General features: G+C 55.0%; 15 protein-coding genes. 9 read left to right on the top strand and 6 right to left on the bottom strand.

Going from position 1 to position 20,184, the window contains the following annotated elements; translation table 11 throughout:
• The first annotated feature begins 56 nt into the window (after positions 1-56).
• The 5 genes from MK208_RS12390 to MK208_RS12410 all read left to right on the top strand — a co-directional run bounded on the left by MK208_RS12390 (position 57) and on the right by MK208_RS12410 (position 6,042).
• Positions 57-1,640: an ABC transporter substrate-binding protein gene (locus MK208_RS12390; protein ID WP_294116942.1), complete on the top strand. Its 1,584-nt coding sequence runs from the start codon at positions 57-59 to the stop codon at positions 1,638-1,640.
• 1 nt (position 1,641) lies between these two features.
• The gene (locus MK208_RS12395; RefSeq protein ID WP_294116943.1) at positions 1,642-2,598 is read left to right on the top strand and encodes an ABC transporter permease; all 957 of its coding nucleotides are present in this window, start codon (positions 1,642-1,644) and stop codon (positions 2,596-2,598) included.
• Positions 2,599-2,608: 10 nt separating this feature from the next.
• Positions 2,609-3,424, top strand: a complete 816-nt coding sequence (locus MK208_RS12400) for an ABC transporter permease (protein WP_168590965.1) — start codon at positions 2,609-2,611, stop codon at positions 3,422-3,424.
• Positions 3,421-5,058, top strand: coding sequence for an ABC transporter ATP-binding protein (locus MK208_RS12405; protein WP_294116944.1), 1,638 nt, complete (start codon positions 3,421-3,423; stop codon positions 5,056-5,058). The genes MK208_RS12400 and MK208_RS12405 overlap by 4 nt, the downstream gene beginning before the upstream one ends.
• Before the next feature lie 147 nt (positions 5,059-5,205).
• Positions 5,206-6,042 carry an alkaline phosphatase family protein gene (locus MK208_RS12410; protein WP_294116946.1) on the top strand — a complete coding sequence of 279 codons (837 nt, stop codon included), beginning with the start codon at positions 5,206-5,208 and terminating at the stop codon, positions 6,040-6,042.
• Positions 6,043-6,049: 7 nt separating this feature from the next.
• Here the strand turns inward: MK208_RS12410 and MK208_RS12415 are convergent, their stop codons facing one another.
• Together MK208_RS12415 and MK208_RS12420 are read right to left on the bottom strand one after the other, a co-directional pair.
• Positions 6,050-7,372 (bottom strand): aspartate aminotransferase family protein, encoded by a 1,323-nt coding sequence (locus MK208_RS12415; RefSeq protein ID WP_294116948.1) that lies wholly within the window; start codon positions 7,370-7,372, stop codon positions 6,050-6,052.
• On the bottom strand, positions 7,369-8,199 hold the full coding sequence (locus MK208_RS12420) for a 3-keto-5-aminohexanoate cleavage protein (protein ID WP_294116949.1): 831 nt from the start codon (positions 8,197-8,199) through the stop codon (positions 7,369-7,371). Before MK208_RS12420 ends, MK208_RS12415 begins: the two co-directional genes overlap by 4 nt.
• A gap of 107 nt (positions 8,200-8,306) precedes the next feature.
• Between MK208_RS12420 and MK208_RS12425 the strand changes: the two genes are divergently transcribed.
• From MK208_RS12425 to MK208_RS12440, 4 genes are all read left to right on the top strand, one after another.
• Positions 8,307-9,173, top strand: a complete 867-nt coding sequence (locus MK208_RS12425) for a MurR/RpiR family transcriptional regulator (protein ID WP_294116951.1) — start codon at positions 8,307-8,309, stop codon at positions 9,171-9,173.
• A 49-nt stretch (positions 9,174-9,222) separates the two neighbouring features.
• Positions 9,223-10,185, top strand: a complete 963-nt coding sequence (locus MK208_RS12430; protein WP_168590971.1) for a TAXI family TRAP transporter solute-binding subunit — start codon at positions 9,223-9,225, stop codon at positions 10,183-10,185.
• A gap of 84 nt (positions 10,186-10,269) precedes the next feature.
• Positions 10,270-12,903 (top strand): TRAP transporter permease, encoded by a 2,634-nt coding sequence (locus MK208_RS12435; RefSeq protein WP_294116953.1) that lies wholly within the window; start codon positions 10,270-10,272, stop codon positions 12,901-12,903.
• Positions 12,904-12,914: 11 nt separating this feature from the next.
• Complete coding sequence (locus MK208_RS12440; protein ID WP_294116955.1) at positions 12,915-13,340, top strand: universal stress protein; 426 nt, start codon at positions 12,915-12,917, stop codon at positions 13,338-13,340.
• Between the two features lie 45 nt (positions 13,341-13,385).
• Here the strand turns inward: MK208_RS12440 and MK208_RS12445 are convergent, their stop codons facing one another.
• The 4 genes from MK208_RS12445 to accD all read right to left on the bottom strand — a co-directional run bounded on the left by MK208_RS12445 (position 13,386) and on the right by accD (position 19,950).
• The gene (locus tag MK208_RS12445; RefSeq protein ID WP_294116957.1) at positions 13,386-15,371 is read right to left on the bottom strand and encodes a CocE/NonD family hydrolase; all 1,986 of its coding nucleotides are present in this window, start codon (positions 15,369-15,371) and stop codon (positions 13,386-13,388) included.
• Between the two features lie 63 nt (positions 15,372-15,434).
• Positions 15,435-17,438 carry a hypothetical protein gene (locus tag MK208_RS12450; RefSeq protein ID WP_294116958.1) on the bottom strand — a complete coding sequence of 668 codons (2,004 nt, stop codon included), beginning with the start codon at positions 17,436-17,438 and terminating at the stop codon, positions 15,435-15,437.
• Positions 17,439-17,635: 197 nt separating this feature from the next.
• Positions 17,636-18,916, bottom strand: a complete 1,281-nt coding sequence (locus tag MK208_RS12455) for a folylpolyglutamate synthase/dihydrofolate synthase family protein (RefSeq protein ID WP_294116960.1) — start codon at positions 18,914-18,916, stop codon at positions 17,636-17,638.
• A 92-nt stretch (positions 18,917-19,008) separates the two neighbouring features.
• Complete coding sequence (accD, locus tag MK208_RS12460; protein WP_294116961.1) at positions 19,009-19,950, bottom strand: acetyl-CoA carboxylase, carboxyltransferase subunit beta; 942 nt, start codon at positions 19,948-19,950, stop codon at positions 19,009-19,011.
• Positions 19,951-20,184: the final 234 nt, after the last annotated feature.

Raw genomic sequence — 20,184 nt, forward strand, 5'->3', positions numbered from 1 at the left:
TCGCGAGCGGGCCGCAGCATGAAGAAAAACAAAAGATTCAACATGGGAGTTTCCAAATGAATGAAGAGCTTAAGTTCCTAAGCCGTCAGGCTGCCTTGGGCACAATCACGCGCCGTAAGTTCCTCGGCCGCGCGGGTGCACTGGGCGTTTCGGCTGCCGCGGCTAACACAATGCTGGCAAGTGCAGTGCACGCGGCGGGCCCTCAAAAGGGCGGTACATTGCGTATGGGTCTACAGGGCGGCTCTACTACCGACAGCCTAGATCCGGCACTGGCAACTAACACCGTTGCGGTCAACCTGATCCGCATGTGGGGTGAGCCACTGGTTGAGCTGACCGACGATGGCGGTCTGCAGGGTAAAGTTGCAGAAAGTTTTGAAGCCTCTGCCGACGCCAAAACATGGACCTTCACAATCCGTCATGGCATCACCTTCTCCAACGGTCAGGAAGTCACAGCGGCAGACGCTGCGGCGATGCTGGATCGTCACTCGGGAGAAGAATCCAAATCCGGTGCGCTTGGCCTACTGCGCGACATCAAGAATGTCAGCACCAACGGCCGTGACGTGATCATCGAACTGAACAACGGCAACGCTGACCTGCCATACCTGATGAGCGACTATCACCTGATCGTGCAGCCGAACGGTGGCAAAGATGCGCCTGACGCAGCGATCGGTACCGGCCCCTATATCATGAAAGAAGTTGATATGGGCGTGCGCTTTGTGGCGGAAAAGAACCCGAACTATTGGGGCGACATCGGTCACGCGGACACCATCGAAATGCTGGTGATCAACGACAACACCGCGCGTGTTGCTGCGCTTCAATCCGGTCAGGTCGACATCATCGACCGCGTACCGCCGCGTACCGCTGGCCTAGTATCTCGCGCACCGGGTATCACCGTTGCTTCCACCGCAGGCCCTGGCCACTACGTGTTTATTGCGCATGTGAACACGGCACCGTTTGACAACCCGGATCTGATGATGGCGCTGAAATACGGCATCAACCGTCAGGAAATGGTCGACAAAATACTGTTTGGCTATGGTTCCGTCGGCAACGACTCTCCGATCAACGCGGCCTACCCGATGTATCAGGAGATGGAACAGCGTGAATATGATCCGGAGAAAGCGGCCGCGCACTTCAAAAAATCCGGCCACGAAGGCCCAGTCCTGCTGCGCACGTCTGACAACTCCTTCCCGGGTGCACCGGATGCGGCAGCCCTGTTCCAGCAGTCATTGAAGGCTGCCGGCATCGAGTTGGAAATCAAACGTGAGCCTAACGACGGTTACTGGTCTGAAGTTTGGAACAACAAACCGTTCTGCACCAGTTACTGGGGTGGCCGCTCCACGCAGGATCAGATGTTCACAACCGCGTATCTGTCTACCGCCGACTGGAACGACACGCGCTACAAGAGCGAAAGCTTTGACAAGCTTCTGATTGCAGCCCGCGCAGAGCTTGATCAGGACAAGCGCAAGTCCATGTATGCCGACATGGGCATGATGGTCCGCAATGAAGGTGGTCTGATCTGTCCGATGTTCAACGACTTCATCGACGCCCACAACGACAAGATCGGCGGTTGGGTTGAAGGCGTTGCCGGCTTCTCCTTGATGAACGGTTACGCGGCACAGCGTATGTGGGTGACAGGCTGATATGTCGCTCCTTTTAAAACTATTGGCCCAGCGCATTGCGCTGGGCCTGCTTCTGCTCTTCCTCGTCTCGATCCTGATTTTTTCTGGCACCATCATCTTGCCAGGAGACGTGGCGCAACAAATTCTCGGACAATCCGCCACGCCCGAAGCGCTTGCCAACATGCGTCGCGATCTTGGGTTGAACGACCCGCCAATTCAGCGCTACTTCAACTGGCTGGGCGGCGTGCTGCAAGGTGATCTGGGAACCTCCCTCACCAGCGGCAAAGACATTGCTGAATCAATAGGCAAACGTCTCGGAAACACCTTGTTCCTGGCCTTTTGGGCCGCGATCATCTCTGTGCCTCTTGCGATTTTGCTTGGTTTGATTGCCGTACGCTATCGCGAACGTTGGCCGGACAAGCTGATCTCCGCGGTCACTCTGGCATCCATTTCTGTCCCTGAGTTCCTCATCGCTTATGTCGCCATCTTCTTCGTTTCCGTGCGTCTGCGTTGGGCGCCTTCTGTGACCACGATCAACGACAGCATGAGCCTTGGTGAAAAACTGCACACAATATCGATCCCAATCGCGGTACTTACGCTGGTCGTTCTCGCGCACATGATGCGCATGACACGCGCCGCGATTTTGAACGTAATGCAATCGGCTTACATCGAAACTGCAGAGCTCAAAGGTCTGCGCATGTTTACGATTATTTGGAAACATGCGTTCCCGAACTCCATCGCGCCGGTTGTGAACGTGGTCATGCTCAACCTTGCCTATCTCGTGGTGGGCGTAGTGGTGATCGAAGTGGTCTTTACCTACCCGGGCATGGGGCAGTTTCTGGTCGATCACGTGTCCAAACGCGATATTCCCGTTGTTCAAGCCTGCGGCCTGATCTTTGCGGCTGTCTATATCGGTCTCAACATGTTCGCCGACATCGTGTCGATCGTCGCCAACCCGCGCTTGCGGCATCCGAAATAGGGGAAACGTTATGAGAATACCCATAGCTGCCCTAATCGGGCTCATCTTCACTTTCGCGTACTTTTTCGTCGCCATCTTTGCGCCCTGGATTGCGCCTTATGGCATGGCGGAAGTGGTCAGCCGCGATGTGTGGCTGCCACCGTCCTCCGAGTTTTTGCTTGGGACCGACAACCTTGGCCGCGACTTGCTCAGCCGCATGATCTACGGCGGACGTACAACGATCTTTATCGCTACGGCTGCAACCATCTTGAGTTTCACAACAGGCTCCATCCTTGGCTTCCTTGCCGCTGTGCTTGGCGGTTGGGCGGATCAGGCCATGAGCCGTTTCGTGGACCTAATAATGTCGATCCCTTCGTTGATCTTTGCTTTGGTCGTCTTGTCGGTCATGCCAGTAACAGTGCCTGTACTGATCGTAGTTATGGGCCTGTTGGACAGCACGCGCGTATACCGTCTGGCGCGCGCCGTAGCCGTGGACATCAACGTTATGGATTACGTTGAAGCTGCAAAGCTACGCGGCGAAGGCCGCGGCTGGATCATCTTCCGGGAAATCCTGCCAAACGCTTTGTCTCCGTTGATCGCGGAAATGGGCCTGCGCTTCATCTTTATGGTTCTGTTTGTCTCCACCCTGTCATTCCTGGGCCTCGGCGTTCAGCCCCCCCAAGCGGACTGGGGGGGAATCGTCAAAGAAAACGCGGATGGTATCGTCTACGGCATTGGCGCGGCGCTTTATCCCGCAGTTGCCATCGCAACACTGGCGATCTCAGTGAATCTTGTCGCTGACTGGATCCTGAACCGCACAACTTCGCTGAAAGGAGGCCGCGGATGAGCGATAAGCTTCTCAAAGTCCAAAACCTCAAGATTGGCGCAACGGTGTATCCTCCGGGCGAAAAACCGCACGACATTGAGATCGTACATGGCGTGAGCTTTGAGGTTGAGAAAGGCAAAGTGCTGGGCCTCATTGGCGAGTCCGGTGCAGGCAAGTCGACTATTGGCCTGGCTTCTATGGCCTACGGGCGTGGTGGCGTAAAAATCACTGGCGGCGAAGTTTGGGTCAACGGGCGAGACATCCTGAAGACCACAAACGCCGACGTACGCGCCCTGCGTGGCGGTGAGGTGACCTATGTGAGCCAGTCTGCTGCCGCATCTTTCAACCCTGCCAAAAAGATCATGGATCAGGTGACCGAAGCCGCGATCCTGCAAGGCAAGTTTTCCAAGAAAGAGGCGGAGCGTCGCGCTGTGGAGTTGTTCCGCAAGTTGGGCCTTCCCGATCCAGAAAACATCGGTAACCGCTATCCGCACCAAGTGTCTGGCGGGCAGTTGCAGCGATGCATGACCGCACTTGCGCTTTGCCCCGAGCCGGATTTGGTGGTGTTTGACGAACCGACAACCGCGTTGGATGTGACCACGCAAATCGACGTGTTGATGGCGATCAAGGAAGCCATTCGCGACACTGGTGTGGCGGCGCTCTACATCACCCATGACCTCGCGGTTGTGGCGCAGGTGAGCGACGACATTCTTGTTCTGAAGATGGGCGACATGGTCGAATACGGCTCAGTCGATCAGATCATCAACAATCCTCAGGAGGAGTACACCAAGGCCTTGGTTTCAGTGCGCTCGATCGAGCATGCGGAAAAGACACCAACACCAGAGCCCGTTCTGAAGGTAAAGAACATCACCGCGCGCTATAAGGGCACCAACTTTGACGTACTCAAGAACATCAATGTTGAGTTGCATCCGGGACAAACACTCGCAGTGGTTGGTGAGAGTGGGTCTGGTAAATCCACCTTGGCTCGAGTCATCACAGGTCTATTGCCGCAAAGTAACGGAAGCGTCCATTTTGCCGGTCGCGACCTGAGCAAGGATCTCGGCGGACGATCCAAGGAGGATCTACGCGAGTTGCAAATGATCTACCAGATGGCAGACGTTGCGATGAACCCGCGCCAAACCGTCGGCACAATCATTGGTCGGCCACTTGAGTTCTACTTTGGTCTGCGCGGCGCCGAAAAACGCAAACGCATTGTGGAGCTACTGGATGAGATCGAGATGGGCGCAGGCTTCATTGATCGCTATCCTGCGGAACTGTCAGGTGGTCAGAAACAACGTGTCTGTATCGCACGCGCGTTGGCGGCAAAGCCGAAGATGATCATTTGCGACGAGGTGACAAGCGCGCTGGACCCACTGGTGGCGGACGGCATTCTCAAGTTGCTTCTGGACCTTCAGAAGATCGAGGACGTCGCCTATCTGTTCATCACACACGACCTTGCGACGGTGAAGGCCATCGCAGACTCCATCGCCGTGATGTATCAGGGTGAGGTTGTGCGCTACGGCGGCAAGACAGACGTGTTGTCTCCACCGTTTGACGACTACACCGACCTGCTGCTGAGCTCTGTGCCAGAAATGAAACTCGGCTGGCTGGAAGAGGTCATCGCCAACCGGAAGATGGAAAGCGCGGGCAACTAGGCCTTATTGCTGTAACGCAAATTGCGGCGTCGGTTTCGGCGCCGTATTTTTTGTTTCTAACCTTCAAAACGTCCATCAAATGTCGGTCTTGAACGTTCTGTCACAAACCGCTGGTTTATTACTTTTGATACTAAGGAGGAGCCTAGCATGGACAACAAACTGCTTCTGATCATCCTGGACGGCGTGCCCTGGCGCAATTGGAGCCGCCTGTTTGGCAATCTGGAAGGTTGGGTGGCAGACGGCACAGCCCAAAAGTGGAAAATGACCTCTGTGCTGCCCTCGATTTCCGCAAGCTGCTATGCTTCAATCCACACCGGAGTCACACCTCAGGAACACGGCTGCACCGGAAACGGCAATGTTTTCCGCATCAAACAGGCCGACATCTTTTCAGAAGTTCGCAAGGCGGGTGGCAAGACTGGCGCAGTGGCCCACTCCTTCTGGTCGGAGTTTTTCAACCGCCATCCGTTCGATTATGTACGGGATATTGAGTATGACGAGCCCGAGAGCAACACCATCAATCACGGGCGGTTCCACAGCATGACAGGCTATGGCGCGGCCAACCAGATGACACCCTCCGACGTGGACCTATTCGCGACACTCACCAATCTCTGCCTCAAGCACGAGCTCGACTACGGCATGTTGCACACCTGTACGCTGGACAGCATGGGGCATCGCTTTCAGCACGAAAGCCACGAAATGGATCATGCCTGTTTTGTGATGGACGAAATGCTGGCACCCTTCATCCCTCGATGGCGGCAGATGGGATATGAGGTGATTGTCACCGCGGATCACGGGCAAGACGCAAGAGGACACCACGGCGGCAATGATCCGCTGCAGCAGGAGTTCGCGCTTTACTACTTCGGGGAGGCCAAAGGCCCCGCCCCTGATGTAGTGCTGTCTCAGTTACAGCTGGCCCCCTCCATTCTACACCGGCTTGGGGTTTCGGCACCGGACACGATGAAGGCTGAACCGTTTTTAACCTGAGTGGCTGCTATGGGAGGACCTTTTCAATCGCGGCCTCAAGCGTGCCGACAATAAGATCGATGTGAGATGACTCCATGATAAAGGGAGGCGCCAAAAGGATATGCGCGCCTCGTTTGCCGTCGATTGTGCCGCCCATGGGATAACAGATCAGACCCGCCTCAAACGCCGCCGTCTTGAGACGCGGAGCCAAGACCAGATCAGGATCAAATGGCTCTTTGGTCTCTCGGTCTTTAACCAACTCCAACCCAAGAAACAGCCCCCGCCCACGGATGTCACCGATATGAGGATGCTGTCCAAAGGCATCGTTCAACTCTTGGTGTAACTTTGCCCCCAACGGCGCGACATTGGATACCACATCGTCATCAATCAACCGATTCGCGACCGCCAGTGCCGCAGCTGCAGCGGTCGGGTGACCATTGTAGGTATGCCCATGTTGGAAAAACCCTGAACCATCTCTGATCACATTGTAAATCTCAGAGGTACAGAGCATTGCGCCAATTGGCTGATACCCTGCCCCCAAACCTTTTGCGATGGCGCAGATATCTGGGCTAATGTGCTCTTGCTCATAGGCGAACAAAGAGCCTGTTCGCCCCATGCCACACATAACTTCATCAAGAATGAGCAAGACGCCGTACTTATCACATATGTCCCGGACCCTCTTGAAGTAGCCTTCTACAGGCGGGACTGCACCCGAAGTTGCGCCCACCACAGGTTCTGCCACAAAGGCGAGTACCTCTTCCGGACCCAGTTCGAGAATCTTGTCTTCCAACTCCTGCGCAACCCGCTGCCCATAGTTATGACCTGTTTCGTCCACTTCTTGGCCGCGATAGGCGTAGCACGGCACGATATGATGGGTCTCCATCAGCAAGGGCGAGAACGGCTCGCGACGCCAAAGGTTGCCGCCTGTTGCCAGCGCACCAAGGGTATTGCCATGGTAACTTTGACGGCGCGCAATCACGTGCCGGCGTTTCGGTTCACCTTTTTCCAGCATGTATTGGCGCGCAAGTTTTAGGGCACTTTCCATAGCCTCGGAGCCGCCAGACACCAAATAGACCCGATCCAGGTTTCCGGGCGCATTGGCAATAAGTTTGGCAGCCAGTTCCTCCGCAGGCTCTGACGTGAAAAATCCGGTATGCGCGAAAGCGGTGGCATCAAGTTGCGCCTTGATCGCCTCGATCACGGCCGGATCAGAGTGCCCAAGACAACTGACAGCTGCGCCACCCGAACCATCAAAATACGCCTTGCCCTCCGTGTCGTAAAGAAACACACCTTCTCCTCTGGCCACAGTTGGGAGCGACTTGCGGCTGTGTCGTGGAAATACATGGCTCATGAAACTTGCACCTTTTCTAACAATGGTCGCCCAAAAGAGGTGGCGTGCTGTACAACGAGCGACACGCTTTCTACATTGTCGCGGAGCAGCTCTCCGTTCTTTTTGTGTAGGTTGTTTTCAAACCCAACCCGCACGTGACCTTTCAAACGCAACACGTCGCGCACAACACGTTGCTCCGTTGGACCAAAGGCGCAGACAGTCCACGATGTCACATCATCCCCCAACAGGTTTAGGAGCCCTGGAAGTGTGTATGGTTGCGCATCTTTGAGCGGCTCATAGCTGCCAAGAACCAGCAAGACATCGCGCTGTGTTGGCTTGATGACTCCATTGGCTAACCAGGCCTTGTATTGGTGAATATCTTCTGAGTCGTAGAGGATGTGCTGCAAATGAACTCCGGCCTCTTGCGCAAAGCCGTACATGCGGTGGGCAACGCGCTCGTCTCGCGCCATTTCGCGCACAGAAACACTGGTTGCGGTTGGCACCAGTTGCTTGACGGTTTCGAGTTGGGCCTGGACGCCGTACATTCCGGCTGCTTCCGTGGTGATCTGTATCTGAAGCCCCCGTGCCGTTTCGGACACAGCGGCCATCGCTTCCCGGTACAATCCAGGATCCAGCGAATGTTTCTGATCTTTGTCGCGCACGTGCAAATGCAGTTCATGCGCCCCCGCCTCTAAACACGCCGCTGAGGTGGCCGCGATTTCCTCAATGGTAACCGGCACCATGGGATGGTCGCGTTTGGTCTTACGCGCCCCATTGGGGGCAACGGTGACCTTGAGAGGCGGCAATTCGGCAGGCTGGTGACGGGTAGTGATGCTGTCTTTGGGCATCTTTGAAGCTTTCCAAGTTGAGATAAGCCAGAACATCTTGAAACAAACGTTTCGAATCTTGACCCGAGCTAAAACATCTGGATAAATCCTGTCAAGTGGAGGGATTCGTGAACAGATCAAACCGTCTTCAGGAACGGGTAGCGGGCAATTATGCCGACCTGAGCGTCAAGCTGCGGGCTGCGGCCGACTATGTGTTGGCCAATGAAATGGACGTAGCCGCGCGATCCTTGCGGGCAATTTCTGCTGCGAGTGGTGTATCTCCCGCGACCCTTTCCAGACTGGCCCGCGTATTAGGCTTTGAAACCTATGAAGAACTGCGGGAGTTATGTCGGGACTCCGTTGGAGAGCGATCCCAATCGCTATCCCAGCGGGTTAAAAGACTACAAGACGACTCAGATGAAGCGGTGCCGATCTACGACCGGCAAGCCGCGGCCTGTATTTCCAACATCACAACCCTCGTCGATACGCTAGACAAAGACCGATTACAAAAAACTGTGAACGCCCTGGCAGAGGCCAAATCCGTGGTGCTTTTTGGCGCCTTTGGCTCCACCGGGATTGTTGAATACATGGCCTATCTGACGAACTACTTCTCGACGACTTGGACACTGGCAGGCCGTATGGGCGCCTCATTAGGGGCATCACTCGCCGCCATGGGGCCAGACGACGTTTTGCTGGTTGTCACCAAGACGCCATATGCTGCGCGGGCAGTCCGAGCGGTGGAAGCAGCACAGCAAATCGGGGCAAGAACCATCGTGATCAGTGACAGCCACGCCTGTCCTGCGATCAAATTCGCAACTTTTCCCTTTATTGTTCCGTCAGATAGTCCACAATTCTTCTCGTCCTATGCGGCGACTCTGACATTAATGGAGTCGATGGTTGCAATGTTGGTGGCCCAGTCCGGCGAAGGGACAAACGAGCGCATCCGAGAGGTTGAGCGACACAATCAACGCCTGGGTGATTTCTGGGTGGACTAAAGACAAAAAGACTGAAATTTCAATACTATCATCAACTAGGGAGCCTAAGATGATTTCGAAACTGAAACTGGCCGGTGCGGCCATTATCGCCTCCATGGGCATTTCTGCAGGTGCCTCTGCACAGGAGTTCATCTCCATCGGCACCGGCGGCGTGACCGGCGTTTACTACCCAACCGGTGGTGCAATCTGCCGTCTGGTCAACAAAGGCCGCAAAGAGCACGGCATCCGCTGTGCTGTGGAATCCACCGGCGGTTCTGTCTACAACATCAACACCATCAAAGCTGGTGAGCTGGAATTTGGCGTTGCGCAGTCTGACTGGCAGCACCACGCCTACAACGGCACCTCCAAATTCTCTGACAACCCGTTCCCGGATATCCGCGCGGTGTTCTCTGTTCACCCTGAGCCATTCACTGTCATCGCGCGTTCCGACGCCGGTGTGAGCAGCTTTGCTGACCTCAAAGGCAAGCGTGTAAATGTTGGCAACCCTGGTTCCGGTCAGCGCGCCACCATGGAAGTGGTGATGGACGCATATGGCATTGGTATGGACGACTTTGCTCTGGCAACCGAGTACAAAGGTTCCGAAATGGCGAAGCAGCTGTGTGACGGCAACATCGATGCAATGATCTACACCATCGGCCACCCAGCCGCGGCAATCAAAGAAGCAACCACCACCTGTGACGCAAACCTGGTGAGCGTAACCGGCCCAGAAATCGAAAAGCTGGTTGCTGACAACCCGTTCTACCGCGTCGCAACCATCCCGGGTGGCATGTACAAAGGCACCGATGGCGACACCACCACCTTCGGTGTTGGCGCAACCTTCGTGACTTCCGCGACCATTCCTGACGAAGTTGTCTACGTTGTCGCCAAGTCCGTGATGGAAAACGTGGAAGACTTCCGCAAGCTGCACCCTGCGTTTGCAAACCTGGACCCAGCCGAGATGGTCAAGGACGGCCTCAGCGCACCTCTGCACCCAGGTGCCGAGAAGGCCTACATGGAACTGGGACTGAAGTAAGGTCAGCCTGAGTTTACAAGTATTGGAAGCGCCCCGAAGTCCATTTCGGGGCGCTTCTCAACAAGGGGTTCAACGGGGAAGATTATGGCTCAAGATCATCAGAATGATGGCGCGGCCAAAGCCGACGCGCTGGTTGCGGAAGTCGATACTGGCGCACGCAACGCCGAAGGTTTTCAAGGTCAACTAATCATCGCGATCTGCATCATCTGGTCGCTTTTTCAACTTTACATCGCATCAAAACTTCCAGGTGTCCTGGCGCAATCAACCGGCTTTACCGGGTTTGCCAACATCGTGGGACAGGCGCGCTACATCCACCTGGCCTTTGCCATCGCTTTGGCCATTTTGGCCTTTCCGATGTTCAAGTCGTCGCCACGTGATCGTATCCCACTTTATGATTGGGCGCTGATCGCATTGGGCGTTGGCGCTTGTTTGTACCTCGTTGTTTTCCGCTACCAGATCGCGGACCGCCCCGGCCTTTGGACAACCGCCGACATCACAATGTCAGCAATTGGCATGGTGGTGTTGATGATCTGTGTCTACCGCTCTTTGGGGCTGCCTCTTGTGATCATCGCAGGCTCTTTCGTGTTGTTTGCCTTCTTTGGTGGCAACTCTGAATGGGTGCGCGACATCACCAACTATGGAGGCGCATCGCTTTCCAAGGCTCTTGGCCACTACTGGATGCAGACCGAAGGCGTGTTTGGTGTCGCCCTAGGCGTGTCGACCTCGATGATCTTCCTATTTGTGCTGTTCGGCGCACTTCTTGACCGTGCTGGTGGCGGCAATTGGTTCATCAAAGTCGCGATTGCTTTGCTTGGCGCCTTACGTGGTGGACCTGCAAAGGCTTCGGTTTTGAGTTCGATGATGACCGGCATGATCTCCGGTAGTTCGATTGCCAACACAGTGACAACCGGTACGTTCACCATTCCCTTGATGAAGCGCATTGGCTTCCCTGCTGAAAAAGCCGGGGCGGTTGAAGTCGCTTCTTCTACCAACGGCCAGTTGACCCCGCCTGTAATGGGCGCGGCGGCGTTCCTGATGGTGGAATATGTCAATATCCCATACATTGATGTGGTCAAACACGCGTTCCTACCCGCCGTCATTTCCTACATTGCGCTGCTATACATTGTGCATCTGGAAGCTTTGAAAATGGAGATGAAGGGCCTTAAAAAGGCCGGTCGTCACATTGGGCCTATCATGATTATGGTTCTGTTCCTGACCGGCTTCCTCGGTCTGGCAGCAATCACCTTCGTGATGATTGGCGTGCGTAACCTGCTCGATCCTGTGATGGGTGATAGTATTTATGCAGCGATTGTTCTTCTGGCGATTATGTATCTCGCACTACTGTACTTGGCCTCCAAGTATCCAGATGTGGCGATGGATGACCCCAATGCGCCGCTGGAAGCGCCCCGCCTGACCCCGACACTTCTGGGCGGTGCCTACTATTCCCTGCCAATCTTCATTCTGGTGTGGAACCTGATGGTGAAAACGGAAAACCTTGACCGTTTGTCACCGGCGCTTTCGGCCTTCTGGGCCACGATCTTCATGATCATTGTCGCGTTGACACACCGCCCGATCAAAGCCTTCTTCCGAGGCGAAACCGCGCTCAACACCGCGTTTTCCGTTGGCTGGGCTGACTTTGTGCAGGGCCTGATCATGGGCGCACGCAACATGATTGGAATTGGCGTGGCAACCGGCGCTGCCGGCATCATTGTCGGCACCATCAGCTTGACCGGAGCGCACCAAGTGATTGGGCAGGTCATTGAAGTCATCTCAGGCGGTAACCTGATCATCCTGCTGGTGTTGGTGGCAATCCTGTCTCTGATCCTAGGCATGGGCCTGCCAACCACAGCGAACTACATTGTGGTAAGCTCGCTCATGGCGCCGGTAATTGTCAGCGTTGGGGCACAAGCAGGTCTCGTTGTACCGTTGATCGCGGTCCATATGTTTGTGTTCTACTTCGGCATCCTTGCGGACGACACGCCTCCTGTGGGCTTGGCGGCCTATGCCGCAGCGGCCATCTCTCGCGGCGATCCAATCAAGACCGGTATTCAGGGCTTTGCCTATGATATCCGGACCGCTTTGTTGCCATTTATGTTCATCTTCAACACCGATCTGCTGCTGATCGATGTGGGGCTGGCAAAAGCAGTGCTGGTGTTTTTCATCAGCCTGATCGCGATGTTGATATTTGCAGCCGCCACGCAGGGCTACTTCATCGCGAAGTCGAAACGTTGGGAAAGTGCAGCCTTGCTCTTCATCGCCTTTATGCTGTTCCGTCCGGACTTCTTCCTAGATCTGGTGACAGAGAAGTATCAAAGCGTCAGTGGTCCACAGGCTGTGCAGCTTGTCGGCGAGCAACCGGAAGGCAGCTTGATCCGCTTCAAAGTTGAAGGACCCGATTTTGACACCGGCGAAAACCGGGCAACCACCATCACCATGGTCTATCCGGGCGGTGAGCCTGATGCCGCGATGATGGAGAACGGGCTGACTGTATTTGAAGAAGACGGCAAGCTGTTCCTTGAAGAACCGTTCCCAGGCACGCCGTACTTCGGGTCTTTGGGCACCGAGTATGACTACTACGGTGATACGCCAGTGGTGATTTCCCAAGTGGAAGTTGAAAACGAGCGGATGCCGAAAGAGCTGTTCTTCATTCCGGCGCTTCTGTTGTTGGCCGGTCTGATGCTCATTCAGCGGCCTCGCGCCACGCAGCCTGCATTCTAGGGAGACGCGATATGTTTAAGACCCTACTTCTGACAGTGGACGTAAATGACCTGAAAGGGTCCGAACGTCCGGCCGAGGTTGCCAAGTCCATGGCCACACGCGACGGTGCGGAGCTGCATATTATGAATGTGGTTCCGGATTACGGGATGTCGATTGTTGGCTCGTTCTTTAGCTCGGACCACAACAAGGCGATCCTTCAGGAAGCCAAGGTGGCGCTGGAGACCTGGGCATCCGCGCGTTTTGCGGATGTCGCAAACGTGCGCCTGCATGTGGATCAAGGCACGATCTATGATTTGGTCCTCAAGGAGGCCGAGGCCGTATCGGCGGATGCGATCATTGTGGGCGCCCACAAATCGCAGCTGAAAGACTATTTGATCGGGCCAAACGCTGCCCGAATATCGCGACACGCGAAGCAATCGGTATTTGTTGTTAGATAACTTTTTGGAAGCCCGCTTTTAAGCGGGCTTCTTCTTACGCGGCCCTCATTCTCTCGGCACGGAAACATCCCAAGCCTTGTGAAAGACTTCTATGTCGCCTTCTTCGGCGCGCAGGTTAGCTTTGATAAAGAAATGATCCGCATCTACCGTCATTTCCAAATCCGCTTTCACCACAACGGACCACGAACCGCGCGACATGTGGCGCTCCCAGGCAAAGGAGGCACAGGCGGACGTTGGGTCTCCATCAACAATGGAAAATTCCTCCCAGTGTTTTGTGCCGCTCACCAGGTTTATGTTCAAATCCCGCAGCAATCCGCTATCGCTCTCAATTTCTTGCGTCGTCTTGCCAAGCCCTACATCCCGCACAATGCGTTTGCTTTCGCGCCCCTCTGTAAGCCGTTCCGTCTCCCTTGGGCTGGCAGACTTTGGACGATCAAAAGTCCACTCATCTCCGTCAGTGGTCTCGCGAACTGGAAGCATTATCGTGCCTTCATGGAGCTCCAAGGTGGCCAGCTCTGCTTCCGGCCAGACAAAAGGCCAGTAGCTTGTAGACAATGCAGCACGTAGTTTGTGACCGTCCGGAACGCGATAAGCGCATTGGTCCAGAACCACCTCCACGTCGATTTCACTCCCGACCGGCACATCCACGTTTGCGTGATGCCCTTTTCGATGCCTTAGATTGAGAAATCCGTGTGAGATGAGGGTGCTTTCCCCATTCGGATGCACATCACATAGCCGAACGGCAAGCTGCGCTTTGGATGTATCCGAGGTGAGCTTCAGCTGCAGCTTTGGCGCCCCCACCAGATCCAGAGGCTCCTCCAGTACAATGCTGTCAAAACACGAGCTCCGCAGGTCATCTTGCCGTTGATCGTCCGGTAATTCACCTGGGCCAAAGCCAAATGGGAAGTACTCCCCCGCCATTTGACCGCACGCCAAATCGGGCAACACCTGTCGTCCCACTGGCGCCATAGTGTCAGACAGCGTGTCTCCGACCAGATGCAAGGACAGGACATCAGAAGGTTTACCTGCCGCGTCGGCAATCCATCTGCCAGGCCTATGATCGTACTGCACCGCCGGAGCCACGCCATCCATCAGCCACCGGCGCATATCCGGAAACTTGTCTGCGCCGTTATCTTTGCCTTTCAGCCAGCAATCCCACCAAGCCAGCAATTCCCCCAAGAAATCGATTTGTGGCCCAGGTACAGCGAAATGCGGATACTTGTGGTTCCAGGGACCGATCAGTCCTTTCACCGGCGCAGACAGATTCTCGACAAGATGAGACACCGTGTTGCGATAACCATCATGCCACCCGCCAACGCTTAGAACCGCCGCCTTGATGTTATCATATCCTTCGCAAACGGAGCCGTGCTCCCAATACTCGTCGCGATTTTGATGCCGTGTCCATATCTCGGCCAAGCAAGGCGTGTTTTCCAAACGGTGCAGCCACATGTCACGCCAGCGGTCTCCCACAATTTCGGGGTCAGGGGGCAACGCAAACCACCCCAGCACTGTTGCAGCCCAAGCTGGGTTTTCGCCCAGCATGATCCCACCTTTGTAGTGGATGTCGTCGGCATAGCGATCCACGGTCGAGCATAAGCTGGCAACGGCCTTCAACGCTGGCGGCGCGAAGGCGGCAATTTGCAACCCATTGAAGCCCCCCCAACTGATCCCCATCATTCCAACGTTTCCGTTGCACCAATCCTGTGCTGCCAGCCACTTAATGACGGCAACACCATCGTCAAGCTCTTGCGGTGAGTATTCGTCTTCAAACAACCCTTCGCTGTCACCACACCCCCGCATGTCCACGCGCACACAGGTGTAGCCATGTCCCGCAAGGTAGGGAAGTGTCAGCGCATCGCGTTCTGCGGTGCCATCACGCTTCCGATAAGGCAGATATTCCAGAATTGCGGGCACCCGCTCTGTCGTTTGCGGACGCCAAACACGAGCTGACAATTTGATGCCATCCGGCATCTTGATCCAAAGATGAGATTCTTCAACAACCTCATATGGAAACTCTTGAACGACCTGCATGGGCGCCTCCTCTGCCTCTCAGTGGTAATCTTCGAGGAAACGCCACGATTTGTCAGAAAAAATTTAGCTCAAGAAAGCGCGTATGGCATCGCGTGCGTTTTCTCTGATTTCTGGTTGGCGATAATCAGACACAAACCGCCGAAACAATTGCTCTGCGACAAAGAAAGGCAATGCAGTTCGGCGCTCAGCTTCCGGCACCAGATTTGACAAAAGGAATGCCCGCCAATCATCTTGAGCCAAACCAAAGCGACGCCTTTCCGCCTTCAAAGGATAACGCAGCTGCACATCTACTAGAAACTGAGCGGCAGAACGTGACACAGACGTCCAATGCGCTTCACGGATGTTTATGCCGCACAAGACATCATCCTTGAACATCAGGTTCTCTGCAGAAAACCACCCCTGCCCTTCAATCTGAAGAATTTCCATTCCCTTTACCTGGCGCGCACGTTTCGAAAAGTTGGACAAGAGCTGCTCCAACAACCCGCAATCATTAACATCCTCGATGTTATCCAGGGACCACTCTTTCAGGAGCTTTAGACGGAACAGCGACGCCAACTCTGTGTGCTTTACCCGACCCGACGTGGCCTCCCGTAACCATTCCGCGCCCATGCGCACAAACTTGGCGCGTCTTGAGCCAGCCGCCCCCGCGATTTTCTGAGCCAGCGGTACGCCTGGCGCCTGCGAAAGGCACAACACCCCAAATTCCGGATACGAAAGCACCGCCTCTTCAACCGTGCAGTGCTCCAATCGTAAGGCTTTTGTTAGCCGGCCGATCTCAGCGACACGACCCTGCACTTCCTGGCGACCGCCATCGGAAAGATGCCGACAAATACGAAGTTTTTGATCCCCATGTCTTCCAATGAACTCTTGGTAGGAGTTGTCTAAACTTACAACGCGTCGAAGCTTTATGTTAGCCCCGTCAGGAAGGCCCTTAAGAAGCCTTTGAGTTTCTGAAATCGCCGCTTTGGTCTGCGATGCCTGCTGATTGCTCTGGTGTTTTTGAACAGATGTCTGGAAACCCAGCCGCTCTTCGGAAAAGCCCGTTGCCCCAAAAATCTGCACCAGTTTGTCATCCAACAACCAGTCGTCCACCGACACTGCAAACCGCGAAAAGTACCAATGCAGGTACTTCGCATAGTCGTACTTCGCTGTCAGAGCCGCGCTCAGAGCATTGGGAAAATCCTCGGGTGTTCGAACCGTCTCCGATACATGGTGGAAATCCGACTTCCCAAACAGAATGGCGGGTTTGAGATGCAAGAACCCTTCGATTGCCACCGCAGAATTATAACTCACGGTGACCGCACATTGCCGCAGGATATCATGAACATTTGCGTCTGTACCTTCTACCGGCAACCCTTCCTGCAATAGCTGCAGGATCAGTTGCGCATCATCCAATTGTTTGCTGATCGGGTGGGCTTTCACCACCACAGTCCGCCCCTCGGCGTTTTCGACGACGGTGCGCAACAGAGTTTCATTGTCACAATAGGCAGTACCTTGGCGATGAGGGTTATCGCCCTGAAGAAACACCGCAATACAGCCTTCCGGTATTTCGGTAACGTCCTCTTTCGGGCCATACCGCGACCGGCGCTTCTTTACCAACCTGTCTTGCAAACTGCGGAACTTGGAGGACGCCAAGACGGTATTTACGGTTGCAGGGTCATAGGCGACATGTCCTGCGCTGCTGTCGGCAAGAACGCCCTTTGCATCGAGATGAAAGTAAGGAGGTATGTAAGCCAACGCTGTGTTCAGCGCGTTAGCCTGCTGCACCATTCCGTTTTCGATAATATGCAGGTTTTCCGCTTCCAGATAGTCGGACCAATCCGTCCTTTGTGGCGCGCGCAAGGCCTCATGGCGCCGACGCACCTCAATTTCGCCGCCACGCGTTGTGACCAACTCGTGAATTTTGTGAAATAGGGCAAGATGAGTCAGTTCAAGGTAGTTGTCGTGGAACTGCTTTGGCAGGTGAAAAACAACTTTGGCGGCCAAATTTGCCTCCGTAATTAAAAGTTCTGCAGAGCCGGAAATCGCGATGACGCGGCCTCCAGCGCAGCTGGAATACACACTCATCCGGTCAGCTGATTAGCCTGCACATTATAAGGGGGGCTGTCCGCCCCCCACTTTCCTGCCTGCCTGTCCAAGGGTCGCTTCGCTTTTAGATTTCAATTTGGCGAAAGAGACGTTGGGACAACTATACGTGTACCGATTCGAATCAGTCAACAGGGTGATTCGGCTACCTCACTGGCAAGGCCAAGCTTGCACGGTGTTTAGGCGTTTTCTCGCAACACCGCGCCAGCAAGGTAGAGCGAGCCACAGATTAATATGCGGCCTTTAGGAAACCGAGACGCAATATCGTCCACGGCCTGCAACACATTTGCGCTTTCACCCGCCTTAAATCCAGCTTCCTGTGCCGCGCGGGCGGTTTCTTCTGCAGGCAACGTGTTTGCCTCACCCGGGATTGAAACGGCTGTTAAAGTATCCGACACCTCAGCCAACGGAGACAAATATCCTAGGATGTCTTTGGTGTTCAGCATGCCACACACCAAATGTGTGGGACGCTTTGGCAGTTTGGAGATCACATCTGCCAAGGCTTTACCAGCGGCTGCATTGTGTCCGCCGTCCAGCCACAATTCCGCACCCGCAGCGGCCTCAACCAACGGCCCCTCTTTCAACCGCTGCATCCGAGCCGGCCAACTCACGTTGCGCACGGCGGCTTCACAAGCAGCCTCGTCCGCTCCCAAATGGCGAAGAGCCGCAAGCGCAGCCCCGGCATTCTGGATTTGATGGTCTCCAGCCAGCGCCGGCAAAGGTAGGTCCAGCAACCCACGTTCGTCCTGAAACACCAGACGACCGCGTTCTTCATACACGTGCCAATGTTGGCCATAGGCAATGAGAGGTGCTCCCACGCGCGCGGCAACCTGCTCGATGACGTCCATTGCTTCATCACATTGCGGCCCCACTACACAATGCACCCCACGCTTGAGAATTCCGGCTTTCTCGGCGGCGATTTCCGCAATGGTTTCGCCAAGAAACTGCTCATGATCCTTGGATACAGGCATGATCACTGTGAGCTCTGGTGTATCGATAACATTGGTTGCGTCCAATCGACCGCCCAATCCGACCTCCAGCAGGGTGTAATCCGCTGCGGTGCGGGAAAAAGCCAGAATGGCGGCACAGGTCGTGATCTCAAAATAGGTGATGTTTAGCTTGTTATTGGCCTCCCAGCACTCGTCCAGAACCGCGGAAAGATGTGCCTCATCAATCAGTTCTCCTGCCAGACGGATGCGCTCATGAAATCGGGTGAGATGAGGGCTTGTGTAGGCATGTACCTTGTCACCACGCCCTTCCAGGCCGGCGCGGATCATCGCCTGCGTGCTGCCCTTGCCGTTGGTGCCTGCCAAATGCACAACCGGCGGCAATTTTTCCTGAGGATTGCCAAGCGCCTCCAACAAGCGCCACATCCGGTCCAAGGTCAGATCGATGATTTTGGGATGAAGCGCCATCATGCGCGCGAGGATCGCGTCGGATGTGTTTGCGGGAGTGCCCATAGTGTGCTCCGAAAGTCTTGGTGGTTCTAAACAAAACGGGCCTCCGGTTTACATGCCGAAAGCCCATTTCCAACGACGCATTCGCGACCGTATTATTCCGTTTTCGCCTCTTCGGCTTTTTCTTCAGGTGCCTCGGCCACTTCTTCGGCTTTCTGAGGCGCGGGCAAATCTCCGGCTACGGCCGGCGACATCCCCATGAGCATCCGCAGGATCGTCACCAACTCGGATTTCAGCTCGGTCCGCTTGGTCACGCGATCCAGCATGCCGTGGTCCAGCAAGTATTCTGCACGTTGGAAGCCTTCCGGGAGCTTTTCGCCAATGGTTTGCTGAATCACACGCGGACCTGCAAAGCAGATCAAGGCGTTTGGCTCGGAAATCTGGACGTCACCCAACATCGCATAGGACGCCGTCACACCGCCTGTGGTCGGGTGCGTGAGCACAACAACGTAGGGCAGGCCCGCTTCTTTCAGCATTTGCACAGCGACGGTTGTGCGCGGCATCTGCATCAGAGACAGGATACCTTCCTGCATCCGTGCGCCACCTGCTGCAGAAAACAGCACCAATGGGCGTTGTAGCGCGATGGCGCGCTCAGCAGCAGCAATAATGGCATTGCCGACGTACATGCCCATGGAGCCGCCCATGAAAGAGAAGTCCTGGCAGGCCGCAACAATCGGGGTCCGGCCAATTTCACCTTCCGCCACCAACATGGCTTCTTTTTCGCCGGTTTTCTTTTGCGCGGCCTTCATGCGCTCCGGATACTTCTTCTGGTCGCGGAACTGCAGCGGATCGGCAACCGGTTCTGGAACCTCAACTTCAACAAATACGCCGCCATCAAAAAGCGCTTCAAAACGATCACGTGGCGAAATGGCCATGTGATGGTCACACTGCGTGCAAACGTTCTGGTTGGCCTTCAATTCGCGGTGGAACAACATCGTCCCGCACTCATCACATTTGGTCCAGAGATTGTCTGGAACTTCTCTGCGAGAAAAGATCGAGTTGATCCGCGGGCGGACGTAGTTTGTGATCCAGTTCATGTGATCGGAGTCCTCTGGTTCCAATTCGGGATGAGATAAGACGCTACGTCAGAAATTGCAATCAATGTCGTGCCTCGAAATCAGCACCAAACTCTGTTTCTACGCGGGTTTTGCGTTCTATTCGAAGCGGAATTTTCCCTATTTTGTTGCGCAACGGCGATTGAGCGCATGCAACACACTGAAATTTCATGAGGAACGGAGTGAAAGCCCATTTGTCCTATCGTAAGCATTTCG

Source organism: Shimia sp., from assembly GCF_022448905.1.
Classification (GTDB): domain Bacteria; phylum Pseudomonadota; class Alphaproteobacteria; order Rhodobacterales; family Rhodobacteraceae; genus Shimia.

Coding starts and splice junctions, on each gene's coding strand:
- MK208_RS12390 (WP_294116942.1), top strand. CDS start 57: ATGAATGAAGAGCTTAAGTTCCTAAGCCGTCAGGCTGCCTTGGGCACA.
- MK208_RS12395 (WP_294116943.1), top strand. CDS start 1,642: ATGTCGCTCCTTTTAAAACTATTGGCCCAGCGCATTGCGCTGGGCCTG.
- MK208_RS12400 (WP_168590965.1), top strand. CDS start 2,609: ATGAGAATACCCATAGCTGCCCTAATCGGGCTCATCTTCACTTTCGCG.
- MK208_RS12405 (WP_294116944.1), top strand. CDS start 3,421: ATGAGCGATAAGCTTCTCAAAGTCCAAAACCTCAAGATTGGCGCAACG.
- MK208_RS12410 (WP_294116946.1), top strand. CDS start 5,206: ATGGACAACAAACTGCTTCTGATCATCCTGGACGGCGTGCCCTGGCGC.
- MK208_RS12415 (WP_294116948.1), bottom strand. CDS start 7,372: ATGAGCCATGTATTTCCACGACACAGCCGCAAGTCGCTCCCAACTGTG.
- MK208_RS12420 (WP_294116949.1), bottom strand. CDS start 8,199: ATGCCCAAAGACAGCATCACTACCCGTCACCAGCCTGCCGAATTGCCG.
- MK208_RS12430 (WP_168590971.1), top strand. CDS start 9,223: ATGATTTCGAAACTGAAACTGGCCGGTGCGGCCATTATCGCCTCCATG.
- MK208_RS12435 (WP_294116953.1), top strand. CDS start 10,270: ATGGCTCAAGATCATCAGAATGATGGCGCGGCCAAAGCCGACGCGCTG.
- MK208_RS12440 (WP_294116955.1), top strand. CDS start 12,915: ATGTTTAAGACCCTACTTCTGACAGTGGACGTAAATGACCTGAAAGGG.
- MK208_RS12445 (WP_294116957.1), bottom strand. CDS start 15,371: ATGCAGGTCGTTCAAGAGTTTCCATATGAGGTTGTTGAAGAATCTCAT.
- MK208_RS12450 (WP_294116958.1), bottom strand. CDS start 17,438: ATGAGTGTGTATTCCAGCTGCGCTGGAGGCCGCGTCATCGCGATTTCC.
- MK208_RS12455 (WP_294116960.1), bottom strand. CDS start 18,916: ATGGGCACTCCCGCAAACACATCCGACGCGATCCTCGCGCGCATGATG.
- accD (WP_294116961.1), bottom strand. CDS start 19,950: ATGAACTGGATCACAAACTACGTCCGCCCGCGGATCAACTCGATCTTT.